Origin of the sequence: Staphylococcus sp. HMSC072H03 (assembly GCF_001809305.1) — a bacterium.
Classification (GTDB): domain Bacteria; phylum Bacillota; class Bacilli; order Staphylococcales; family Staphylococcaceae; genus Staphylococcus; species Staphylococcus hominis.
Genome location: NZ_KV796861.1, coordinates 25463 through 47569 on the forward strand (window position 1 = coordinate 25463; position 22107 = coordinate 47569).

Annotated in this window: 27 protein-coding genes and 1 riboswitch; of the genes, 26 read left to right on the top strand and 1 reads right to left on the bottom strand. The window is 32.7% G+C overall.

Annotated elements, in window-relative coordinates; all coding sequences use genetic code 11:
* The first annotated feature begins 136 nt into the window (after positions 1–136).
* The 21 genes from HMPREF2578_RS00135 to fabZ all read left to right on the top strand — a co-directional run bounded on the left by HMPREF2578_RS00135 (position 137) and on the right by fabZ (position 17202).
* Positions 137–736 carry a thymidine kinase gene (locus HMPREF2578_RS00135; RefSeq protein ID WP_017175121.1) on the top strand — a complete coding sequence of 200 codons (600 nt, stop codon included), beginning with the start codon at positions 137–139 and terminating at the stop codon, positions 734–736.
* Positions 736–1812, top strand: a complete 1077-nt coding sequence (gene prfA, locus HMPREF2578_RS00140) for a peptide chain release factor 1 (protein WP_017175122.1) — start codon at positions 736–738, stop codon at positions 1810–1812. Before HMPREF2578_RS00135 ends, prfA begins: the two co-directional genes overlap by 1 nt.
* Positions 1799–2635, top strand: coding sequence for a peptide chain release factor N(5)-glutamine methyltransferase (prmC, locus tag HMPREF2578_RS00145; RefSeq protein WP_070436518.1), 837 nt, complete (start codon positions 1799–1801; stop codon positions 2633–2635). Before prfA ends, prmC begins: the two co-directional genes overlap by 14 nt.
* Positions 2636–2719: 84 nt before the next feature.
* On the top strand, positions 2720–3760 hold the full coding sequence (locus HMPREF2578_RS00150) for an L-threonylcarbamoyladenylate synthase (RefSeq protein ID WP_019835609.1): 1041 nt from the start codon (positions 2720–2722) through the stop codon (positions 3758–3760).
* Positions 3757–4173 carry a low molecular weight protein arginine phosphatase gene (locus HMPREF2578_RS00155; protein WP_017175125.1) on the top strand — a complete coding sequence of 139 codons (417 nt, stop codon included), beginning with the start codon at positions 3757–3759 and terminating at the stop codon, positions 4171–4173. The genes HMPREF2578_RS00150 and HMPREF2578_RS00155 overlap by 4 nt, the downstream gene beginning before the upstream one ends.
* A 109-nt stretch (positions 4174–4282) precedes the next feature.
* Entirely contained in the window at positions 4283–4807 is a 525-nt protein-coding gene (locus tag HMPREF2578_RS00160) for a TIGR01440 family protein (RefSeq protein WP_019835610.1), read from the top strand.
* A gap of 24 nt (positions 4808–4831) precedes the next feature.
* Positions 4832–6070 carry a serine hydroxymethyltransferase gene (gene glyA / locus HMPREF2578_RS00165; RefSeq protein ID WP_070436517.1) on the top strand — a complete coding sequence of 413 codons (1239 nt, stop codon included), beginning with the start codon at positions 4832–4834 and terminating at the stop codon, positions 6068–6070.
* A gap of 24 nt (positions 6071–6094) precedes the next feature.
* Positions 6095–6724, top strand: coding sequence for a uracil phosphoribosyltransferase (gene upp, locus HMPREF2578_RS00170; protein WP_054105567.1), 630 nt, complete (start codon positions 6095–6097; stop codon positions 6722–6724).
* 19 nt (positions 6725–6743) lie between these two features.
* The gene (gene wecB / locus HMPREF2578_RS00175) at positions 6744–7889 is read left to right on the top strand and encodes a non-hydrolyzing UDP-N-acetylglucosamine 2-epimerase (RefSeq protein ID WP_017175129.1); all 1146 of its coding nucleotides are present in this window, start codon (positions 6744–6746) and stop codon (positions 7887–7889) included.
* Between the two features lie 147 nt (positions 7890–8036).
* Positions 8037–8384, top strand: a complete 348-nt coding sequence (locus tag HMPREF2578_RS00180) for an ATP synthase subunit I (RefSeq protein ID WP_017175130.1) — start codon at positions 8037–8039, stop codon at positions 8382–8384.
* A gap of 28 nt (positions 8385–8412) precedes the next feature.
* A complete protein-coding gene (gene atpB / locus HMPREF2578_RS00185) occupies positions 8413–9138 on the top strand; it encodes a F0F1 ATP synthase subunit A (protein WP_002448665.1) in 726 nt (241 codons plus the stop codon).
* 32 nt (positions 9139–9170) lie between these two features.
* Complete coding sequence (atpE, locus tag HMPREF2578_RS00190) at positions 9171–9383, top strand: F0F1 ATP synthase subunit C (protein WP_002448651.1); 213 nt, start codon at positions 9171–9173, stop codon at positions 9381–9383.
* A gap of 86 nt (positions 9384–9469) precedes the next feature.
* A complete protein-coding gene (locus HMPREF2578_RS00195; RefSeq protein WP_017175131.1) occupies positions 9470–10000 on the top strand; it encodes a F0F1 ATP synthase subunit B in 531 nt (176 codons plus the stop codon).
* The gene (locus HMPREF2578_RS00200; RefSeq protein WP_017175132.1) at positions 10000–10539 is read left to right on the top strand and encodes a F0F1 ATP synthase subunit delta; all 540 of its coding nucleotides are present in this window, start codon (positions 10000–10002) and stop codon (positions 10537–10539) included. The genes HMPREF2578_RS00195 and HMPREF2578_RS00200 overlap by 1 nt, the downstream gene beginning before the upstream one ends.
* A gap of 18 nt (positions 10540–10557) precedes the next feature.
* On the top strand, positions 10558–12066 hold the full coding sequence (gene atpA, locus HMPREF2578_RS00205) for a F0F1 ATP synthase subunit alpha (protein WP_017175133.1): 1509 nt from the start codon (positions 10558–10560) through the stop codon (positions 12064–12066).
* A gap of 31 nt (positions 12067–12097) precedes the next feature.
* Positions 12098–12964: an ATP synthase F1 subunit gamma gene (gene atpG, locus HMPREF2578_RS00210; protein WP_017175134.1), complete on the top strand. Its 867-nt coding sequence runs from the start codon at positions 12098–12100 to the stop codon at positions 12962–12964.
* Positions 12965–12985: 21 nt separating this feature from the next.
* Entirely contained in the window at positions 12986–14398 is a 1413-nt protein-coding gene (gene atpD / locus HMPREF2578_RS00215) for a F0F1 ATP synthase subunit beta (protein ID WP_017175135.1), read from the top strand.
* Positions 14399–14419: 21 nt separating this feature from the next.
* Complete coding sequence (locus HMPREF2578_RS00220; RefSeq protein ID WP_002448708.1) at positions 14420–14821, top strand: F0F1 ATP synthase subunit epsilon; 402 nt, start codon at positions 14420–14422, stop codon at positions 14819–14821.
* 313 nt (positions 14822–15134) lie between these two features.
* Positions 15135–15365: a DUF1146 family protein gene (locus HMPREF2578_RS00225; RefSeq protein WP_017175136.1), complete on the top strand. Its 231-nt coding sequence runs from the start codon at positions 15135–15137 to the stop codon at positions 15363–15365.
* A 106-nt stretch (positions 15366–15471) separates the two neighbouring features.
* Positions 15472–16737 carry a UDP-N-acetylglucosamine 1-carboxyvinyltransferase gene (gene murA, locus HMPREF2578_RS00230; RefSeq protein WP_017175137.1) on the top strand — a complete coding sequence of 422 codons (1266 nt, stop codon included), beginning with the start codon at positions 15472–15474 and terminating at the stop codon, positions 16735–16737.
* Positions 16738–16764: 27 nt separating this feature from the next.
* Positions 16765–17202 (top strand): 3-hydroxyacyl-ACP dehydratase FabZ, encoded by a 438-nt coding sequence (fabZ, locus tag HMPREF2578_RS00235; RefSeq protein ID WP_002448673.1) that lies wholly within the window; start codon positions 16765–16767, stop codon positions 17200–17202.
* A 49-nt stretch (positions 17203–17251) separates the two neighbouring features.
* On the opposite strand, the gene HMPREF2578_RS00240 is transcribed toward fabZ, so the two are convergent.
* The gene (locus tag HMPREF2578_RS00240; RefSeq protein ID WP_017175138.1) at positions 17252–17692 is read right to left on the bottom strand and encodes a YwpF-like family protein; all 441 of its coding nucleotides are present in this window, start codon (positions 17690–17692) and stop codon (positions 17252–17254) included.
* A 193-nt stretch (positions 17693–17885) separates the two neighbouring features.
* On the opposite strand from HMPREF2578_RS00240, the gene HMPREF2578_RS00245 reads away from it, so the two are divergent.
* The 5 genes from HMPREF2578_RS00245 to thiM all read left to right on the top strand — a co-directional run bounded on the left by HMPREF2578_RS00245 (position 17886) and on the right by thiM (position 22107).
* Positions 17886–18281, top strand: coding sequence for a single-stranded DNA-binding protein (locus HMPREF2578_RS00245; RefSeq protein WP_017175139.1), 396 nt, complete (start codon positions 17886–17888; stop codon positions 18279–18281).
* A 403-nt stretch (positions 18282–18684) separates the two neighbouring features.
* Positions 18685–19431 (top strand): transglycosylase family protein, encoded by a 747-nt coding sequence (locus HMPREF2578_RS00250; protein ID WP_017175140.1) that lies wholly within the window; start codon positions 18685–18687, stop codon positions 19429–19431.
* Between the two features lie 212 nt (positions 19432–19643).
* Positions 19644–19746, top strand: a riboswitch (TPP riboswitch).
* A gap of 76 nt (positions 19747–19822) precedes the next feature.
* Positions 19823–20512 (top strand): thiaminase II, encoded by a 690-nt coding sequence (gene tenA, locus HMPREF2578_RS00255; RefSeq protein WP_070508186.1) that lies wholly within the window; start codon positions 19823–19825, stop codon positions 20510–20512.
* Positions 20505–21326 carry a bifunctional hydroxymethylpyrimidine kinase/phosphomethylpyrimidine kinase gene (gene thiD / locus HMPREF2578_RS00260; protein WP_070508187.1) on the top strand — a complete coding sequence of 274 codons (822 nt, stop codon included), beginning with the start codon at positions 20505–20507 and terminating at the stop codon, positions 21324–21326. Before tenA ends, thiD begins: the two co-directional genes overlap by 8 nt.
* On the top strand, positions 21319–22107 hold the full coding sequence (thiM, locus tag HMPREF2578_RS00265; RefSeq protein ID WP_017175143.1) for a hydroxyethylthiazole kinase: 789 nt from the start codon (positions 21319–21321) through the stop codon (positions 22105–22107). Before thiD ends, thiM begins: the two co-directional genes overlap by 8 nt.

The following is a 22107-nucleotide window of genomic DNA, read 5'->3' on the forward strand; positions in this document are numbered from 1 at the left end:
GAATTAAGCAGGTATTTTTTTATTTCTAAACTATTTTATTCATTTGTTCAATGATAACCCAGTAATAAACTCATTTATAATAAACGAAAATATGATATAATTAAGCGATTATGTTTTGAAAAAGGTGGAACTTATAATGTATGAAACTTACCATTCTGGTTGGATTGAATGCATTACTGGAAGTATGTTTAGTGGTAAATCGGAAGAATTAATTCGTCGATTAAGAAGAGGAATTTATGCTAAACAAAAAGTAATCGTATTTAAACCGGCTATTGATGACCGGTATCATAAAGAAAAAGTTGTATCACATGATGGTAATGAACTAGAAGCCATTAATATTTCAACAGCTAGAGAAATACTATTACAAAATTTATCTCAATTTGATGTCATAGGGATAGATGAAATTCAATTTTTTGATAATGAAATTGTACATATAGTAGAAAAGCTAGCTGAAGAGGGTCATAGAGTTGTAGTAGCAGGTTTAGACATGGACTTTAGAGGTGAACCTTTTGACCCCATGCCTCAAATTATGGCTGTAAGTGAACAAGTGACCAAATTACAAGCCGTTTGTGCAGTATGTGGTTCGTCATCAAGTCGGACGCAACGTTTAATCGATGGACAACCAGCAAGAATTGATGACCCAATTATATTAGTAGGAGCAAATGAAAGTTATGAGCCAAGATGCAGAGCACATCATATTGTAGCACCTAGCATCAATGACAAGGAGGAAATATAGTGTTTGATCAATTAGATATTGTTGAAGAAAGATATGAACAGTTAAATGAAATGTTAAGTGATCCAGAAATCGTCAACGATCCAGATAAATTACGAAAATATTCTAAAGAGCAAGCTGATTTACAGAAAACAGTAGATGTTTATAGAGATTACAAAAGTAAAAAAGAAGAAGTAGCAGAAATAGATGAAATGCTAACTGAAACAGATGATAAAGAAGAAATTGAAATGTTAAAAGAAGAAGCATCTGGATTAAAAAGTGAACTTCCTGAATTAGAAGAACAACTTAAATTCTTGTTAATTCCTAAAGATCCAAACGATGAAAAAGACGTTATTGTCGAAATTAGAGCAGCAGCTGGTGGAGATGAAGCAGCTATTTTCGCAGGCGATTTATTAAGAATGTATACAAAATATGCGGAATCTCAAAATTTTAAAACTGAAATTGTTGAAGCGGCAGAAAGTGATCATGGTGGATATAAAGAAATCAGTTTTTCAGTTTCAGGTAGTGGTGCCTATAGTAAGTTGAAATTTGAAAATGGTGCTCATCGTGTACAACGTGTGCCCGAAACAGAATCTGGAGGACGTATTCATACATCTACAGCGACTGTAGCTGTATTACCTGAAGTTGAAGATGTAGAAATTGAAGTGCGTAATGAAGATTTGAAAATTGATACGTATCGTTCAAGTGGTGCTGGTGGTCAACACGTTAATACTACAGACTCTGCTGTGCGTATTACACATATTCCAACCGGTATTATTGCAACGTCTTCAGAAAAATCACAAATTCAAAACCGTGAAAAAGCATTAAAAGTATTAAAAGCACGATTATATGATATGAAATTACAAGAAGAACAACAAAAGTATGCAGCTCAACGTAAATCAGCTGTAGGGACAGGAGATCGTTCTGAACGTGTACGAACTTATAATTATCCTCAAAGTCGTGTGACAGATCATCGAATTGGTTTAACTTTACAAAAGCTCGACCAAATTATGGAAGGTAAATTGGATGAAATTATTGATGCATTAACACTTTCTGAGCAAACTGAAAAACTGAAAGAACTAAATAATGGCGAGCTTTAAAGATACCTTACAAGAAGCGATTGAATTAACAAAAGAAAAAGGATTTGAGCAATCTAGAGCGGAATGGCTGATGTTAGACTTATTTAAATGGTCTAGGACTGATTATTTAATGCATATGTATGATGAGATGTCTCAAGCTGAAGAAGCAAAATTTTCACTTGCATTAGACCGTATGTTATTAGGAGAGCCTATTCAATATATTGTTGGTTTTCAATCATTTTATGGATATCAATTACAAGTAAATTCTCAATGTCTTATTCCACGTCCAGAAACAGAAGAAGTTATGCTTCATTTTTTAGAGCATTGTAAAGATGGAAGTACAATTGCTGATATAGGAACAGGCAGTGGAGCGATTGCAATTGTACTTAAAAAACTAAATCCAACCTTAAATGTAATAGCCACAGATCTTATTGAAGATACTCTAGAGGTAGCATCTGATAATGCACATCAATTAAAAACGGATATCAGATTTCTAAAAGGTAACGCCCTTAAACCACTTATTAAAGAAAATATTAAATTAGATGGCTTAATTTCAAACCCTCCTTATATTGATCAAACTGAGATGAAAGATATGGAAGATACGGTAGTAAAGTATGAACCTCATATCGCGTTATTTGCTGAGGATGAAGGGTATGAAATTTATGAGATGATTCTAGATGATTTACCAAAAGTACTTAATAAAGGGGCTTATGTAACTTTTGAAATTGGATATAATCAAGGAGAAATATTAAAAGCACGTATTATAAATAAATATCCGCATGTGAATGTAAATCTCTTGAAAGATATTAACGGATTAAATAGAATGATTTCATTTAAGTGGTAATAGTGGAGTGGGAAAGAAATGTATTATTTTCTAACCCACTTCTTTTTCTTTAATAATTTCACATATGTGAAAGGTGTGATCAAAGTGAAAACAAATATATGGAATATGAAAGATTATAGTCAAGATCCCCACACGTTTTCTCAATTAGCAGAAATAAAAACTATTTATGAAAATGGTGGCCTAATTGCGATACCTACTGAAACAGTGTACGGTTTAGGTGCCAATGCTAAAAATGAACAGGCAGTAGAAAACATTTATAAAGCCAAAGGACGCCCGTCTGATAACCCACTGATTGTTCATATTTACAAGCAATCACAAATGGATGCATTTGTATCAACTATCCCTAAGGAAGCTAAGAAATTAATGAATGCATTTTGGCCTGGCCCAATCTCGTTTATTCTTCCTTTAAAACAAGGATATTTATGTGAGAAAGTGACAGGTGGTCTTAATTCTATTGCTGTAAGAATGCCAAGTCATCCAATTGGAAGAGCAATATTAGAATATGTTGATTTACCAATCGCAGCACCCAGTGCAAATATAAGTGGAAGACCTTCTCCAACGACATTTCAACATGTTTATAATGATTTAAATGGAAAAATAGATGGTATTGTGAATGGCGATCAAAGTGAAGAAGGCTTGGAGAGTACAGTTTTAGATTGTACCCAATTTCCTTTTAGAATAGCAAGACCAGGATCAATTACTCAAACAATGCTTAATCAGGTGGTACCTCACAGCGTCATTCAATATGATTATAATCAATTAGAACGTCCCATAGCACCAGGTATGAAATATAAACACTATGCACCTAAAACACCTGTATATATGTTAACTGAATTGACACAACCTATTTCTGAGTTAAATGAATCAGGGTTAGCATTTGTTTTACCTTCTAGTATGAAAAAGTATGTACCTAAAGATGGTATATTTATCTCTCTTTGTGAAAATCAAAGAGATGTTAAAGGGGCTAATCATAACTTATATAAAATTTTACATGACATTGATGATGATGAACGAATAAAAAAAGCATTTATTTATACTTTTGATAATATTGAAGGTTCTGAAGCAGTTATGAATCGTATGCTAAAAGCAACGGGAAATCAAATAGTTAAAGGAAGAGAATTATGAAGATAATATTTGTATGTACTGGAAATACTTGTAGAAGTCCTATTGCTGAAAGTATAGCTACAGCGCTTCTACCTAACGATTCTATTCAATCACGTGGATTATTTGCAATGAATGGACAATCCATTACTCCTGAAGCATTAGAAGTTATTTTAGAAAATAATTTACCAGAACCCTCTGTATCTCAAATATTCAGTCAAGATGACTTAAAAAGTGATTTAATTTTAACGATGACCAATAGTCATAAACGACAGTTAATCAGTCAATTTGGGACAGAATATCCTATTTATACATTATGTGAGTATGTATCAGAAACAGGTGAAATAGATGATCCATTTGGCGGTAGCATAGATACCTATCGTCACACATTTAATCAATTATATTCTCTTATTAGCAAATTGAAACACGAAGAATAAAGAGAAATATTACGCTAATAGTATAAGTTGAGTAATAAATAAGTTATAATAAAGAAGTATAGCTTGTCAGCTATGCTTCTTTTTATCTTTGCAAGTGAGGTGAAATAATATGCAAGAACTTACAACTTTACTGGATGAATTGAAAACTCAATCGTTTTTCAAAAAAGATGAGATTTGTGTGATAGGATGTTCAACTTCTGAAGTAATTGGGGAAAAAATTGGGTCAGTTGGTTCAATGGAAGTTGCTGAAACTATTTTTAATGAATTGGAACGTATAAAACGTGAAACGGGCGTTTCATTTGCGTTTCAAGGTTGTGAACATATTAATAGGGCGATTACAATTGAGCGTGAAGATTATAATCCATTTACTATGGAAGAAGTAACTGTTGTACCAGATGTTCATGCAGGAGGAAGTCTTGCTACATATGCCTATCAACATATGAAAGATCCAATAGTCATTGAATATATAAAAGTGCCTAAAGGTATTGATATTGGTCAAACGCTTATTGGAATGCACATTAATCATGTTTGTGTTCCGTTGAGAACAAGCGTTAAAAAAGTTGGTGAAGCTACAGTTACAATCGCTACTTCAAGACCAAAAAAAATTGGTGGAGAAAGAGCTAAATATGAATAAGTTCTAAAGGAAGAAGGGGAATATATGTCTTATATTAAAGAACAAGATCACATTATTTATGAAGCGATTCAAAATGAATACAACCGTCAAAACAATAATATTGAGCTCATTGCTTCAGAGAACTTCGTTTCAGAAGCGGTAATGGAAGCGCAAGGATCTGTAATGACAAATAAATATGCAGAAGGCTATCCAGGTCGTCGTTACTATGGTGGTTGTGAATATGTTGATGTTACGGAAACAATAGCTATTGAACGTATCAAAGCTTTATTCGGAGCTGAACATGCAAATGTACAACCCCATTCAGGTTCTCAAGCTAATATGGCAGTGTATTTAGTTGCTTTAGAGATGGGAGATACTGTGCTTGGAATGAATTTAAGTCATGGTGGTCATTTAACTCACGGTGCTTCAGTTAATTTTAGTGGTAAGTTTTATAACTTTATCGATTATGGCGTGGATAAAGAAACTGAAAGAATTAATTATGATGAAATTCGTGAATTGGCACAGAAACATAAGCCTAAATTAATTGTAGCTGGTACGTCAGCGTATTCTAGACAATTAGATTTTAAGAAATTTAAAGAAATTGCTGATGAAGTTGGTGCTAAATTAATGGTTGATATGGCACACATTGCAGGTTTAGTAGCAACTGGATTACATCCTAATCCTGTAGAATATGCTGACTTTGTTACCAGTACAACTCATAAAACGTTGAGAGGACCACGTGGAGGCCTGATTCTTTGCAAGGAAAAGTATAAAAAAGAGATAGATAAGACAATATTTCCTGGAATTCAAGGTGGACCACTAGAACATGTGATTGCTGCAAAAGCTGTTGCTTTTGGAGAAGCTTTAGAACCAGATTTCAAAGTGTATCAAGAACAAGTCATTAAAAATGCTAAAACTTTAGCTGAAACACTTCAAAATGAAGGATTTAGAATTGTTTCAGGAGGTACAGATAATCATCTAATTTCAGTAGATGTGAAACAATCAGTTAATTTAACGGGTAAACAGGCTGAAGAAACATTAGATTCAATTGGTATTACATGTAATAAAAATACAATACCTTTTGATCAGGAGAAACCATTCGTTACAAGTGGAATTAGACTAGGCACTCCTGCTGCAACGACGCGTGGTTTTGATGAAGTAGCATTTAAAGAAGTAGCTTTAATTATCAGTACAGCATTAAAAAATTCAACTGACCAAGCAAAATTGAAAGAAGCTAGTGATAGAGTAAAACAATTGACTCACCAATATCCGCTATATGAATAACAACATAAATGGAGGAAATGAATTATGAGTAAAGTACATGTATTTGATCACCCACTCATTCAACATAAATTGAGTTACATTCGTGATAAAAATACTGGAACAAAAGAATTTAGAGAGCTTGTTGATGAAGTAGGTATGCTAATGGCATATGAAGTTACAAGAGATTTACAATTGCAAGATGTAGAAATTGAAACACCTGTAACAACTATGACAGCAAAACGATTAGCTGGAAAAAAATTAGCAATTGTACCTATTTTAAGAGCAGGATTAGGGATGACAGATGGTGTATTAAACTTAGTTCCAGCTGCTCGTGTAGGACATATTGGTTTGTATCGTGATCCTAAAACATTAAAAGCAGTAGAATATTTTGCTAAATTACCTCAAGATATCGATGAACGTGAAATTATAGTAGTTGATCCAATGTTAGCTACAGGCGCTTCAGCAATCGAAGCAATCAATTCACTAAAAAATCGAGGTGCAAAGAATATTCGTTTTATGTGTTTAATTGCCGCACCTGAGGGTGTTGAAAAAATGCAAGAAGCTCATGAAGATGTTGATATCTATATTGCAGCTTTAGATGAAAAACTTAATGAAAAAGCATATATTACACCTGGTTTAGGAGATGCTGGGGATAGATTATTTGGTACTAAATAGTACTATAGGAGTAAATATTATGAGAAAGATTATGACAGTCTTTGGTACAAGACCGGAAGCAATTAAAATGGCACCTTTAGTTAAAGCACTTGAAAAAGATTCAATGCTAGAACCAATTATTGTTGTAACTGCTCAACATAGAGAAATGCTTGATTCAGTTTTAAAAACATTCAACATAAAACCACATTATGATTTGAATATCATGAAAAAAGGGCAAACTCTTTCAGAAATAACAGCTAAATCTATTATTCAACTTGAGCAAATTATGAAAAAAGAATGTCCAGATATGGTACTTGTTCATGGTGATACAACAACTACTTTTTCTGGCGCATTAGCAGCATTTTATAATCATACCTCTGTAGGCCACGTAGAAGCTGGTCTTAGAAGTGGGAATAAATATGCGCCTTTTCCAGAAGAAATAAATCGGCAGATGGTTAGTAACATTGCCGATTTACACTTTGCTCCTACTATTGGTGCAAAACGCAATCTAATTCAAGAAAATAAAGATAAGACATCTATAGTGATTACTGGCAATACTGCCATTGATACACTAAATTTTACAATTAATAAAAATTATACTTCTGAGTTGATAGAAAAGCATAAAAATAAAAAAATTGTATTGCTGACCGTTCATCGTAGAGAGAATATTGGAAAACCTATGGAACATATTTTCAAAGCAGTTAGAGATATCGTTGAAGATATTGAAGACGTTGTAGTAGTTTTTCCTTTACATATGAATCCCGAAGTTAGAAAACTATCATACGCTTATTTAGAAAATCATCCAAGGATAGAGCTTATTGAACCATTAGATGTTGTCGATTTTCATAATTTTGCTAATCATGCTTATTTAATTTTGACTGATTCTGGAGGCATTCAAGAAGAAGCACCATCATTAAATAAACCAGTTTTAGTTCTTAGAGATGTAACTGAAAGACCTGAAGGTGTAGAAGCTGGAACATTAAAAGTAATTGGAACAGAGTATACACATGTGTATCAAGAAATAAGAAAATTATTAAAGAACAAACAAGTTTATAATAATATGGCCTATGCTCAAAATCCTTATGGAGATGGAAAGGCATCTGAACGTATATGTGATAGTATTAAATACTATTTAGGATTAACTGAAGAAATACCTAAAGAATTTGAAAAGTTAAAAAATTGTTGATTTATTTGTGAACATTTTATGACAATATTGGTGTTAAATTAAACAACAATTTGAATAGAATTGACACATAAATTACCCTATATTATTATTGAAATTGTATGAGTGGAACGGTTTCCATGATTGTCATAAGTTTTGGAGGCACAAAGAATGAAACGGTTCAGCATCATATTTAGACAATTCATTCAATATTACATTTATTTTTTAATATTGTTAAGTATTTTGTATTTTATTAAATCTAATTCTTTTTTATTAGGCTTAATAATTGGGACACTTGGGTCTCTAATCAACACATACATTTTTGAGATATATCTTTCTAGGGCAAAACAACCAGATAATATACATATTTCTACAGGTAATGTATGGAGATACTTAGTCGCAATTATTGCATGTATAGTATGGGTTGTCTTTAAAGAGAATGTAAATATCATTGGTATAATGATAGGCCTTATGATTTCTTATGTATTAATCATTTTTCGCCCTCTCTTGCTAAAATAGTAAACTATATACAGAAAGAGGTGAGTACATGGATCACAAATCCCCACTCGTAAGTTGGAATGTGTTTGGATTTGATATTGTTTTCAACTTAGCAAGTATTATGATGCTTATTATTACTGCTATTATTGTTTTTATAATAGCTATTGTTTGTACGCGTAATCTTAAGAAAAGACCTAGTGGCAAACAAAACTTTATCGAATGGATTTTCGATTTTGTAAGAGGCATTATTGAGAGTAACATGGCTTGGAAAAAAGGTGGTCAATTTCACTTCTTGGCGGTAACATTAATTTTATTTATTTTTGTTGCCAATATGCTAGGTTTACCATTTGCAATTGTTACACATGATCATTATTTATGGTGGAAATCTCCAACTGCTGACGCGACTGTAACGTTGACGTTATCTACGATGATGATTTTATTAACACATTACTATGGTGTTAAAATGCGTGGAACAAAAGCATATGTTGGTAATTACTTTAAACCTTTCTGGCCATTAGCAATTATTAATGTCTTTGAAGAATTCTCTTCAACATTAACACTAGGTTTACGTCTTTACGGTAATATTTTTGCTGGTGAGTTACTATTATCACTATTAGCTGGCCTGTTTTTCCAAAACGGCTGGGGCTGGATAATTAGTATTCCTGGCTTAATTATATGGCAAGGATTCTCAATCTTTGTCGGTACAATCCAAGCATATATCTTTATTATGCTATCTATGGTTTACATGTCCCATAAAGTTGCGGACGCACATTAACATAAACAAACATTTTAGGAGGAATTATTAATATGGGTTTAATCGCAGCAGCAATTGCAATCGGTTTATCAGCATTAGGTGCTGGTATCGGTAACGGTCTTATTGTTTCTAGAACAGTTGAAGGTGTAGCACGTCAACCAGAAGCACGTGGTCAATTAATGAGTATTATGTTCATTGGTATTGGTTTAGTTGAAGCATTACCAATCATCGGCGTTGTTATCTCATTCATGACATTATTCAGATAAGAAATGTTCGAGGCGAAGTCTCTTTGATCTTCGCCATTCGTTTTATTTAGTGGCAAAGTGATGATTAATAATGAAAGGAGTGTCAAATGCCAGTGAACGCATTAACTAATTCATTTGTTTTAGGTGCAACTACAGGTGGCGTTGAATGGGGAACAACAATTGTTACAATTATTACATTTATAATCCTATTAGCGTTATTGAAAAAATTTGCTTGGGGTCCATTAAAAGAAGTAATGGATAAACGTGAACGCGATATCAATAGAGATATTGACGAAGCTGAAGAAGCAAAATTGAATGCACAAAAACTTGAAGAAGAAAATAAAAAGACACTTAAAGAAACACAAGATGAAGTTCATCATATTCTTGAAGATGCAAGAATTCAAGCACGTAAACAACATGAAGAAATTATTAAAGATGCACATGAACGTGCAAACGGTATGATTGAAACAGCACAAAGTGAAATCAACAGTGAAAAAGAACGCGCTCTTGCAGATATTAATAATCAAGTTTCTGAGTTATCTGTTTTAATAGCTTCTAAAGTTTTACAAAAAGAAATTTCAGAACAAGATCAAAAAGGTCTCGTTGATAAGTATCTTAAAGAGGCAGGCGATAAATAATGGCAGATGTAGCAAAAAAATATGCTAAAGCTTTATTTGATGTCTCTATAGATAAAGATCGATTAGATTTAATGTATGAAGAATTACAAGAAGTTAGTCATGCAACTTTAAATTACATTGATGATTTAAAAGCAATTGATTCAAATCCTAATCAGCCTGCTTCTGAACGACGTAAATTCGCAGGTATTGTATTTGGGGATGCGAACTATTACTTAAAAAATATGCTAATGATTTTAGCAAATAATCGTCATTTAGCGCTTATCCATTCTATCTTTAAAGAATTTAAACATTTGTATGACCATCATTATAATCAAGGTGATGCTTTGGTTGAATCTGTATATCAATTGAATGAAGAAGAATTATCTCGTATTGAAAGAGTAATTCTTAACAAAACTAAATTGTCTAAAGTACATATTACAACTAAAATAAATCCTAACTTAATTGGCGGTTTTAGAGCAAAAGTTGGGACTACTGTATTAGATGGCAGTATAAAAAATGATTTAGAACAAATAGAGCGTAAATTTAAAAGAGTTAATTAAAAAAGAGGAGTGACATAGATGGCCATCAAAGCTGAAGAAATCAGTGCATTACTTCGCTCACAAATTGAAAACTATGAGTCAGAAATGTCTGTTGATGATGTAGGTACCGTCCTTCAAATTGGTGATGGTATTGCATTAATTCACGGATTAAATGATTGTATGGCTGGTGAGCTTGTAGAGTTTTCAAATGGAGTGCTTGGTTTAGCACAAAACCTTGAAGAATCAAATGTGGGTGTCGTAATCTTAGGACCTTATAGTGAAATTAGAGAAGGCGACGAAGTTAAACGTACTGGCCGTATCATGGAAGTGCCAGTAGGTGAAGAACTTATCGGACGTGTTGTAAATCCACTTGGTCAACCAATTGATGGACAAGGTCCTATCAATTCAACTAAGACACGCCCTGTTGAGCAAAAAGCAACAGGTGTTATGGATCGTAAATCAGTTGATGAACCATTACAAACTGGTATTAAAGCGATTGACGCATTAGTACCAATTGGTCGTGGACAACGTGAGTTAATCATTGGTGATAGACAAACAGGTAAAACAACGATTGGTATTGATACAATTTTAAACCAAAAAGGTTTAGATACAATTTGTATTTATGTAGCTATTGGTCAAAAAGATTCAACAGTACGTGCAAACGTTGAAAAATTACGTCAAGCTGGTGCTTTAGACTACACAATTGTTGTATCTGCATCAGCAGCGGAACCAGCACCATTATTATACATTGCCCCTTATTCAGGAGTAACAATGGGTGAAGAGTTCATGTTTAATGGAAAAAATGTACTTGTTGTATATGATGATTTAACTAAACAAGCAGCAGCTTATCGTGAATTATCATTATTATTACGTAGACCTCCAGGTCGTGAAGCATATCCAGGGGACGTCTTCTACTTACACAGTAGATTGTTAGAAAGAGCAGCTAAATTAAGCGATGCATTAGGTGGCGGTTCAATTACAGCTTTACCTATCATTGAAACACAAGCTGGAGATATCTCTGCATATGTTCCAACTAACGTAATTTCAATTACTGACGGACAAATTTTCTTACAATCTGATTTATTCTTCTCAGGTGTACGACCTGCGATCAATGCCGGTCAGTCTGTATCACGTGTTGGTGGTTCAGCACAAATTAAAGCAATGAAAAAAGTTGCCGGTACATTACGTTTAGATTTAGCATCTTATCGTGAGTTAGAATCATTTGCACAATTTGGTTCTGATTTAGACGAATATACTGCTAGAAAATTAGAACGTGGTAAACGTACGGTTGAAGTTTTAAAACAAGATCAAAACAAACCACTTCCTGTTGAAAATCAAGTGTTAATTATTTATGCCTTAACAAAAGGTTATTTAGATGACATTCCTGTAGAAGACATTACACGTTTTGAAGATGAATTAAATAGTTGGTCTAAATCAAATGCTTCAGAATTATTAGGAGAAATCAGAGAAACTGGTAACCTTCCTGATGATGCTAAATTTGAATCAGCTATTAATGAATTTAAGAAAAGTTTTAGCAAGTCTGAATAACTAAACTTTAAATCAAAAAGGTGGTGAGATAATGGCTTCTCTTAAAGAGATAGATAGTCGTATTAAATCGACGAAAAAAATGAAACAGATTACTAAAGCGATGAACATGGTTTCAAGTTCTAAATTACGTCGAGCTGAAAAAAATACTAAGCAATTCGAACCTTATATGGAAAAAATGCAAGATGCGATAACTGCTATTGCAGGCGCAAGTAAAAATTCAAGTCATCCAATGTTAAGACCAAGACACATTCAACGTAGTGGTTACCTGGTTATTACAAGTGACAAAGGATTAGCGGGTGCTTATAGTTCGAATGTGCTTAAACGACTAGTCAATGACATTAAAGAAAAACATACAAATAGTGATGAATATAGCATTATTGTTTTAGGTCAATCCGGTGTTGATTTCCTTAAAAATAGAGGTTATGAAGTTGAAAGTTCACTTGTTGATGTACCTGATCAACCTTCATTTAAATCAATACAAGCTATCGCTAAGCATGCGATTGACTTATTCAGTGAAGAACATATTGATGAACTTAAGATTTATTATAGCCACTATGTTAGTGTTCTTGAAAATAAACCTTCTGTTAAACAAGTTCTACCATTATCTCAAGAAGATTCTAGTCAAGGCCAAGGTCAAATGTCGTCATATGAATTTGAACCAGATAAAGACTCAATCTTAAGAGTTATTCTTCCACAATACGTTGAAAGTTTAATCTATGGAACGATTCTTGATGCTAAGGCTAGTGAACATGCAGCACGTATGACTGCAATGAAAAATGCATCTGATAATGCAACTGAACTTATTGATGACTTATCATTACAATATAATAGAGCGAGACAAGCTGAAATCACTCAACAAATTACAGAAATTGTTGGTGGTTCTGCCGCACTTGAATAATATTTTAAAGGAGGAAACAACATGGGTAATGGCCGTGTAACTCAGGTTATGGGTCCTGTAATTGATGTTCGATTCGAACATAATGAAGTCCCTGAAATTAATAATGCCCTAATTATTGAAGTCCCTAAAAATGATGGCACATTCAAATTAACATTAGAAGTTGCATTGCAATTAGGTGATGATGTTGTTCGTACTATTGCAATGGATTCAACTGATGGTGTTCAACGTGGTATGCAGGTTGTGAATACTGGTAAAGATATTAGTGTTCCTGTAGGTGAAGAAACACTTGGACGTGTGTTTAACGTTTTAGGAGAAACAATAGATTTAAATGAAAAAATAGATAGTTCTGTTAGACGTGATCCAATTCATCGTCGTCAACCTAATTTTGATGAATTGTCTACTGAAGTAGAAATCCTTGAAACAGGTATCAAAGTTGTAGACTTATTAGCACCTTATATTAAGGGTGGTAAGATTGGTTTATTCGGTGGTGCCGGTGTAGGTAAAACTGTATTAATTCAAGAATTAATCAATAATATCGCTCAAGAACATGGTGGTATTTCTGTATTCGCTGGTGTAGGTGAACGTACTCGTGAAGGTAACGACTTATACTATGAAATGAGCGATAGTGGCGTTATCAATAAAACTGCCATGGTATTTGGACAAATGAATGAGCCACCAGGTGCGCGTATGCGTGTTGCTTTATCTGCATTGACAATGGCTGAATATTTCCGTGATGAACAAGGTCAAGATGTACTTTTATTCATTGACAATATTTTCCGCTTTACTCAAGCTGGTTCTGAAGTTTCAGCATTATTAGGACGTATGCCTTCAGCTGTAGGTTATCAACCAACATTAGCAACTGAAATGGGTCAATTACAAGAACGTATTACATCTACTAATAAAGGTTCAGTCACTTCAATTCAAGCAGTATTCGTTCCTGCCGATGACTATACTGACCCAGCACCAGCAACTGCGTTCGCGCATTTAGATGCAACAACAAACTTAGAACGTAAATTAACTGAAATGGGTATTTATCCTGCGGTAGACCCATTAGCTTCAACTTCTAGAGCTTTAGAACCATCTATTGTTGGACAAGAACATTATGAAGTTGCACGTGAAGTTCAATCTACATTACAAAAATACAGAGAATTACAAGATATCATTGCAATTTTAGGTATGGATGAATTATCTGAAGAAGATAAATTAACAGTAGAACGTGCGCGTAGAATTCAATTCTTCTTATCACAAAACTTCCATGTGGCTGAACAATTTACTGGTCAAAAAGGTTCTTATGTTCCAGTTAAAACAACTGTAGCGGACTTTAAAGATATCTTAAATGGTAAATATGATCATATTCCTGAGGATGCGTTCCGTTTAGTTGGAAGTATGGATGATGTTATTGCTAAAGCTAAAGATATGGGTGTTGAAGTTTAAACTAATTAGGAGGTAAAGATAATGAACACAGTAAATCTTGATATTGTCACTCCTAATGGTTCAGTCTACGAAAAAGATGATGTTGAACTCGTTGTATTTCAAACTACTGCGGGCGAAATAGGTATCATGAGTGGACATATTCCGACAGTTGCCGCATTAAAGATAGGCCATATTAAAGTTAAGTTTAAGAATGGTACTGAGTATATAGCTGTTAGTGGTGGCTTTGTTGAAATTAGACAACATAAAGTATCTGTCATTGTTCAAACAGCTGAAACAGCTAGTGAGATTGATGTAGAAAGAGCTAAGTTGGCTCGTCAAAGAGCTCAGTCTCATTTAGATGAAGAGGATAACAGTGACATTAACCGAGCTAAACGCGCATTAGCTAGAGCGGAAAACCGTCTGCGTGTAGCTGAATTAAAATAATGATTAAATTAAATGATGTGGGATAATATTTATGATGAATATATTATTTCAATTTAGTGAGAATGGTTAATGAAAAAGTAACAGATATTAAAATATTATTGGTTTAGTTAATTATTCTTAATATATTAAAAGAGTTTGAGACATTTAATGGTGTTTCAAGCTCTTTTTTTATTGTACATAAAAGAACTTAGAATGATAATAACTTTAAATTTTTATTTTAGTTACTTTTATTAAATATCGTAACGTTCTTATGTATCATTATTAACTTTTTTAATGTACAATATATTACAGAAATCTTTAAGGAGAGAAAAGAATGGAATATGTTGGACAATTTGCAATAATACATCTATTTTTACATGTAATATGTATATGTATTGCGTACTGGGCATTACATTCTCTCAGATTAGATCAATTTTTTAAAAAAGGATATTCAACACAACTACAAGTGTGTATGATTTTCTTAGCAATTTTAATGGGTACTGCAGTAAGTAACTTTATCGTGGATTTATTACAGTATTCTACACAAATTAAATATTTATTTTAAAAAATGAATTTCTACTAATTAACTAAAAATGTAGATATACTAATTAAATAAGTAATTCAAAATGGGAAATGTTATAAGAAATAGGAGTTTAATGTGGAGGATTAATATGGATAAGATAATTATAAATGGAGGCAATCGCCTTACTGGTGAAGTTCAAGTAGAAGGAGCTAAAAATGCTGTATTACCTGTCCTTACAGCATCGTTATTAGCGTCTGAAGGACAAAGTAAATTAACCAATGTGCCAGATTTAAGTGATGTTGTTACTATCAATAATGTTTTATCTACTTTAAATGCTAAAGTGGATTATGATAAAGAAAACGGATCAGTTACAGTTGATGCTTCTGCTACACTAAATGAAGAAGCGCCTTATGAATATGTGAGTAAAATGAGAGCAAGTGTGTTAGTAATGGGACCTTTATTAGCACGTTTAGGTCATGCAATCGTTGCATTACCAGGTGGCTGTGCAATTGGTGCTCGTCCAATTGAACAACATATCAAAGGTTTTGAAGCCTTAGGTGCAGAAATTCATTTAGAAAACGGAAATATATACGCAAGCACTAAAGAGGGATTGAAAGGTGCAAATATTCATCTAGATTTTCCAAGTGTAGGTGCAACTCAAAATATTATAATGGGTGCTTCTTTAGCACAAGGAAAAACAGTTATCGAAAATGTAGCTAAAGAACCTGAAATTGTAGATTTAGCTAATTATATCAATGAAATGGGTGGTAACGTTGTTGGTGCTGGTACAGATACCATTACTATCCATGGTGTTGAAAAATTAACGGGCGTTGAACATGCAATTATACCTGATCGTATTGAAGCAGGTACACTTATTATCGCAGCAGCAATTACAAGAGGAGATGTTTTTGTAAAAGGTGCTGTTAAAGAACATATGACAAGTTTAATTTATAAATTAGAAGAAATGGGAGTTAACCTCGATTTTAATGAGGAAGGTGTACATGTTACTACAAATGGTGAACTTCAACCTGTAGATATTAAAACACTGCCTCATCCAGGTTTCCCTACAGATATGCAATCACAAATGATGGCATTATTATTAACAGCTGAAGGCCATAAAGTGGTAACTGAAACAGTATTTGAAAATAGATTTATGCATGTTGCAGAATTTAGAAGAATGAATGCTAATATTAATGTAGAAGGTAGAAGTGCTAAAATAGAAGGTAAAAGTCAACTACAAGGTGCTCAAGTAAAAGCTACGGATTTAAGAGCAGCCGCAGCTCTTATTTTGGCTGGTTTAGTGGCAGAAGGTACAACTCAAGTGACAGAACTTAAACACTTAGATCGTGGTTATGTTAATTTCCATGAGAAGTTAAAATCACTTGGTGCAGATATCAAAAGAGTCGATGACTAATTTTTAAATAGATTTGAGGTAATAGTTATGGAAACAATTTTTGATTATAATGAAATAAAAAAAATCATTCCTCATAGACAACCTTTTTTACTTATTGATCGTATTGTTGAATATGAAGAAGGAAAGCGTTGTGTAGGTTTAAAACAAGTTTCAGGAAACGAACCGTTTTTCCAAGGACATTTTCCTGATTATGCAGTTATGCCTGGTGTTCTCATTACAGAAGCTTTGGCACAAACTGGAGCGGTAGCTATGTTAAATAGTGAAGAAAATAAAGGTAAAATTGCATTATTTGCTGGGATTGATAAATGTAGATTTAAAAAACAAGTGACACCTGGTGATACTTTAATGTTAGAAGTTGAAATTACAAAAATTAAAGGTCCTATTGGAAAAGGTACAGCAAAAGCTACTGTTGATGGACAACTTGCTTGTAGTTGTGAACTTACTTTTGCTATTCAAGATGCGTAATTAAAATAAGAGTAGTAGCGAAATCATTCATTTCGTTACTACTCTATTTTTATCTTTCAAATTTTTCTTCTTTTAATTTCGGTTTAGATTGCATCATTCTGTTAAATGTAATTTTTAATTCTTCTCCAGATAATCCTTCATCAATAAGTTGTTCTAATAGTGTTTCTGCGTATACCTGACGGTGTGTATAAATATGACACTCGAAAATAATTGATATTTTCCTTTCAAATAGAGAGATATGTTTTATTGTTGCATCAAACAATGCTGGATCGTTAGAAGGTCTAGTAATCACTACTCTGATATCTAATACTGTTTGTGATTCATAAAATTTTTGCATGATATCATAATGTGTATCTGAAATTACAATTTCTAGGAGCCAACCTGTACCACTATTCTCTTTATTTATAATAACACCATCATAAAGTTCAAATTCTGAAATCCTGTTATCATCGCTTACTATTTGGAATCGAACTGCTTTAAAAGTCTTCATAACATGTCTCCCATACTCTTAAACATTTTTAAATTATATGATTATTGTTTTTTTGTTAAATAAGTCGTCTCATATCTTAATATTTTTCTTAAATATATCAGATATTAATACTAAAAAGGGAAGAAATCTAAAAAAATAGCTTTTTGACGTTATATTCAATTCTATTTAATATAACGATATAAGGAGGTGACACATGTTAAATAAGATAGTAATCGTTGGTCGTATGACTAAAGATGCAAAAATTTATGATAATGAGGAGGTGAAAATCGCAACGTTTAGTGTGGCTACTGAACGTAATTATAAAGATGAAAATGATGAAATAGCGTGTGATTATATATTTTGTAAAGCATTTGGTAAGATGGCCAGCAACATTGAAAAATATACTTCTCAAGGATCTTTAGTAGGTATTACTGGCCAAATGCGTTCTCGTAAATATGAAAAGGAAAAACAAACTCACTTTGTCACAGAATTATATGTTGAAACAATTAAATTTATGTCCCCTAAATTAAATAATGAAAAACTCTCAGATAGCTCACTAAATACAGACACTTATCCATTTGATAATCTCGAATTAATGAATATAAAATAAAACTCTCTATTTTTAATACTCCAAACCTTTCCAATTAATATAAAATAAGTCTTTCAATTATACTCAAATATACTCAAGAGGTCGGTATAAATATTCCGACCTCTTTAACTATGTATAAGACATTAGATACAACTCATTCATTGAATGATAAAAAAGACAGTGTATTTTTCTGAAATATTACAAAGTAATTACAGTTGGTTCTTTTATTATATATCTAATAAACACTGCCATTAAAGTGTTTATAGTATATATATAAGAAAAATTATTTACAAATCTATGTAATTTTAATGTAAAATAAGTATATTTTTTTTATTTCACTGTAACCTGCTAAGCTTTTTTAGATGTTAGAGTAGTATCCGTAAAATATTTAAGAAAACAAATGACTTAGGAGGATTATACTATTATGAAAAAGACAATTATTGCATCTTCATTAGCAGTAGGCTTAGGATTAGTAGCAGGAAACGTAAGTCATGCTGATGCAAGTGAAAATCAAATTAATAAAGAAAAATTAGCTCAATTAGCGGAATCTAACGATCAATCATTAAATCAACATCCTATTCAAGAAGGAGCTTATAATTACCAATTTAATTTAAATGGTAAAACTTATCATTTTTGGTCAGATGGAACATATTTTAAATGGGAATATTATCCATCAAACGGTTCAACTGTAAATAGTGCTAATCAAAATGTAGCTTCAACTCAATCAGCACAAAATGTATCTTTCCAAAATAATAATTATAATCATATAAATCAATCAGCTTCAACTTCAAATGTAAGTCAACACTATGCAAATGAAGCTCAAACACAACAAGCACCAAAAACAACACAAACTAAACAAGCAACTCAAACACAACAAGCACCTGCTAATGCAACTACAAATCAACCTAAACAATCAACAAGTGGTTCATCTGTAAATGTAAATAGTCATTTACAACAAATCGCTCAACGCGAATCAGGTGGAGATATTCATGCCATCAACCCTTCTTCTGGTGCAGCAGGTAAATATCAATTCTTACAATCTACTTGGGATTCAGTAGCACCAGCACAATATAAAGGTGTATCACCAGCACAAGCACCTGAAAGTGTTCAAGATGCTGCGGCAGTAAAACTTTATAATACTGCAGGTCCATCTCAATGGGTTACAGCGTAAAACTTAATAAATAATTTACTAGTGCCTGAGACAATATGAGTTGTCTTAGGCATTTTTATATATATTGATAGTAATGACTGAATTTAGAAAGATTTCTGTACTATTCTTTATTTATTATATTTATAATAATAGTTGTATGAATTAAACTTATTTCAATGAATATCTTTTTTATTTGAATTATAACAATGGTTTTGTTATGGTTAAATTAAACTAAAGACTACTAGGGGAGCCATGGAACATGGCTGAGATGAAGCATTCAGACCCTTATAACCTGATTTGGTTAATGCCAACGTAGGAAAGTAGTAATACATATTCATTCATTCTATTTTTTTGAATATTGACTACATTTCTACGTTGAAATGTAGTTTTTTTATTTAAGGAGGAATAGTTAATGAGTTTTTCAGATGAATTAAAGCAAGCGTCAAAGCCAATTATTGAAGAGATTTATAATGATGGTTTTATTCAAGATTTATTAAAGGGAAAATTATCAAAACAAGCAGTACGCCAATACTTACGTGCTGATGCTTCTTATTTAAAAGAATTTACTAATTTATATGCTTTACTTATTCCTAAAGCACCTACTATGAAAGAAGTGAAATTCTTAGTAGAGCAAATTGAATTTATGTTAGACGGCGAAGTAGAAGCCCATGAAATTTTAGCGGACTATATTAATGAACCTTATGAAGAAATTGTAAAAGAAAAAGTGTGGCCACCTAGTGGAGATCATTACATTAAACATATGTATTATCATGCTTATACACACGAAAATGCTGCATACACTATAGCTGCAATGGCACCATGTCCTTACGTATATGAAGTGGTTGCTAAATGGGGATTAGAAGATTCAAATCTTAATAGAGATGCACTTACTACTAAGTGGCTTGATTTTTATAGCACTGAAATGGCACCTTTAATTGAAGTATTTGACCGTTTGTTAAATGAACTTACAGAACATTGTACCGAACAGGAAAAAAGAGAAATTAAAGAAGCATTTTTACAAAGTACTGTACATGAACGTCACTTCTTTAATATGGCATACATTGATGAAGAATGGGATTTTGGAGGAGCAAATCATGAATAAACCTAAGATTGCGTTAACAATTGCTGGTACTGACCCTTCTGGTGGCGCAGGAGTTATGGCAGATTTAAAATCATTCCATGCTTGTGGCGTATATGGAATGGCTGCTATTACAAGTATTGTGGCTCAAAATACTAAAGGAGTTCAACATATCCATAATCTAGAAACTAGTTGGGTTAAAGAACAATTAGATAGCGTATTTGATGATGAATTACCTCACGCAATTAAGACTGGAATGATTGCTACACATGAAACGATGGAACTGATTCAAACGTATTTAAAAAATCATAGCAATATTCCCTATGTTATCGATCCAGTTATGCTAGCAAAAAGTGGTGATTCCTTAATGGATGATGAAACAAAAAAACATCTTCAGAAAACGCTCTTACCATTAGCGGATGTCGTTACTCCTAACATTCCAGAAGCTGAAGAAATTACTGGCTTGAAAATTGATACTGAAGATAATATTCGTAAAGCAGGTCATATATTTATAAATGAAATAGGAAGTAAAGGTGTAGTAATTAAAGGCGGTCATTCTGCTGATTTAAATAATGCTAAAGACTTTTTATTTACTAAAGATGATGTCTATACTTTTGAAGAGAAGCGATTTAATACGCCACATACTCATGGTACAGGTTGCACATTTTCAGCTGTTATCACAGCCGAACTAGCTAAAGGTAAAACAATTTATGAAGCTGTAAAAAAAGCTAAAAAATTTATTTCATTAAGTATTGAACATACACCTGAAATCGGTCAAGGATGCGGCCCGGTAAACCATTTTGCTTATATGAAGAAAGTAGGTTTAGACGATGAATAGTTTAGAAAAGATAAGACAAGAGAATCCACTAGTAGTCTGTTATACCAATGATGTGGTTAAAAACTTCACTGCGAATGGACTCTTGAGTATTGGTGCAAGTCCAGCAATGAGTGAAGCTCCAGAAGAAGCAGAAGAGTTCTATAAAGTAGCAGGGGCACTACTTATAAATATTGGAACATTAACTAAAGCAAATGAGAAAGATATTTTAGAAATTGGAAAAATTGCTAATCAACAAGGTACACCCATTGTATTTGATCCAGTTGCTGTAGGCGCATCAACATATCGTAAACAATTCTGTGAAACTTTTCTTTCTGAAATAAATGTTTCTGTGATTAAAGGAAATGCATCTGAAATTCTTACTTTAGTAGATTCAAATACTACAATGAAAGGCACTGATGGGGAAACAGACTTAGATGTAGTGACAATTGCTAAAAAAGCTTATGAAAAATATCAAACAGCAATTGTTATTACAGGTAGAGAAGATGTTATTATTCAAGATAATCAAATTGTCAAACTATCAAATGGTTCTCCATTACTGGCAAAAATCACAGGCGCTGGTTGTTTATTAGGCGGTTTAGTTGCTGGATTTTTATTTAGAAATACACATCCATCATTACAAGTATTAGAAGAATCAGTAAGTTATTATAATATCGCCGCAGAGATTGCTGAAAAAAGTGAAAAGGTTAATGGACCTGGAACATTCTTATCTCAATTACTTGATGAAATGTATCAACTTAACTATGATACTTATAAACAATTTGTAAAACGTGAAGAGGTTTAA

Bases quoted from the DNA above. Each gene is read 5' to 3' on its own strand.
- wecB (WP_017175129.1), top strand. From the start codon at position 6,744: ATGAGAAAGATTATGACAGTCTTTGGTACAAGACCGGAAGCAATTAAA.
- HMPREF2578_RS00135 (WP_017175121.1), top strand. From the start codon at position 137: ATGTATGAAACTTACCATTCTGGTTGGATTGAATGCATTACTGGAAGT.
- HMPREF2578_RS00245 (WP_017175139.1), top strand. From the start codon at position 17,886: ATGTTAAATAAGATAGTAATCGTTGGTCGTATGACTAAAGATGCAAAA.
- HMPREF2578_RS00180 (WP_017175130.1), top strand. From the start codon at position 8,037: ATGAAACGGTTCAGCATCATATTTAGACAATTCATTCAATATTACATT.
- HMPREF2578_RS00240 (WP_017175138.1), bottom strand. From the start codon at position 17,692: ATGAAGACTTTTAAAGCAGTTCGATTCCAAATAGTAAGCGATGATAAC.
- HMPREF2578_RS00200 (WP_017175132.1), top strand. From the start codon at position 10,000: ATGGCAGATGTAGCAAAAAAATATGCTAAAGCTTTATTTGATGTCTCT.
- thiM (WP_017175143.1), top strand. From the start codon at position 21,319: ATGAATAGTTTAGAAAAGATAAGACAAGAGAATCCACTAGTAGTCTGT.
- atpE (WP_002448651.1), top strand. From the start codon at position 9,171: ATGGGTTTAATCGCAGCAGCAATTGCAATCGGTTTATCAGCATTAGGT.
- HMPREF2578_RS00250 (WP_017175140.1), top strand. From the start codon at position 18,685: ATGAAAAAGACAATTATTGCATCTTCATTAGCAGTAGGCTTAGGATTA.
- HMPREF2578_RS00155 (WP_017175125.1), top strand. From the start codon at position 3,757: ATGAAGATAATATTTGTATGTACTGGAAATACTTGTAGAAGTCCTATT.
- prmC (WP_070436518.1), top strand. From the start codon at position 1,799: ATGGCGAGCTTTAAAGATACCTTACAAGAAGCGATTGAATTAACAAAA.
- atpG (WP_017175134.1), top strand. From the start codon at position 12,098: ATGGCTTCTCTTAAAGAGATAGATAGTCGTATTAAATCGACGAAAAAA.
- tenA (WP_070508186.1), top strand. From the start codon at position 19,823: ATGAGTTTTTCAGATGAATTAAAGCAAGCGTCAAAGCCAATTATTGAA.
- glyA (WP_070436517.1), top strand. From the start codon at position 4,832: ATGTCTTATATTAAAGAACAAGATCACATTATTTATGAAGCGATTCAA.
- atpB (WP_002448665.1), top strand. From the start codon at position 8,413: ATGGATCACAAATCCCCACTCGTAAGTTGGAATGTGTTTGGATTTGAT.
- thiD (WP_070508187.1), top strand. From the start codon at position 20,505: ATGAATAAACCTAAGATTGCGTTAACAATTGCTGGTACTGACCCTTCT.
- HMPREF2578_RS00225 (WP_017175136.1), top strand. From the start codon at position 15,135: ATGGAATATGTTGGACAATTTGCAATAATACATCTATTTTTACATGTA.
- HMPREF2578_RS00220 (WP_002448708.1), top strand. From the start codon at position 14,420: ATGAACACAGTAAATCTTGATATTGTCACTCCTAATGGTTCAGTCTAC.
- murA (WP_017175137.1), top strand. From the start codon at position 15,472: ATGGATAAGATAATTATAAATGGAGGCAATCGCCTTACTGGTGAAGTT.
- fabZ (WP_002448673.1), top strand. From the start codon at position 16,765: ATGGAAACAATTTTTGATTATAATGAAATAAAAAAAATCATTCCTCAT.
- atpA (WP_017175133.1), top strand. From the start codon at position 10,558: ATGGCCATCAAAGCTGAAGAAATCAGTGCATTACTTCGCTCACAAATT.
- upp (WP_054105567.1), top strand. From the start codon at position 6,095: ATGAGTAAAGTACATGTATTTGATCACCCACTCATTCAACATAAATTG.
- atpD (WP_017175135.1), top strand. From the start codon at position 12,986: ATGGGTAATGGCCGTGTAACTCAGGTTATGGGTCCTGTAATTGATGTT.
- HMPREF2578_RS00160 (WP_019835610.1), top strand. From the start codon at position 4,283: ATGCAAGAACTTACAACTTTACTGGATGAATTGAAAACTCAATCGTTT.
- HMPREF2578_RS00195 (WP_017175131.1), top strand. From the start codon at position 9,470: ATGCCAGTGAACGCATTAACTAATTCATTTGTTTTAGGTGCAACTACA.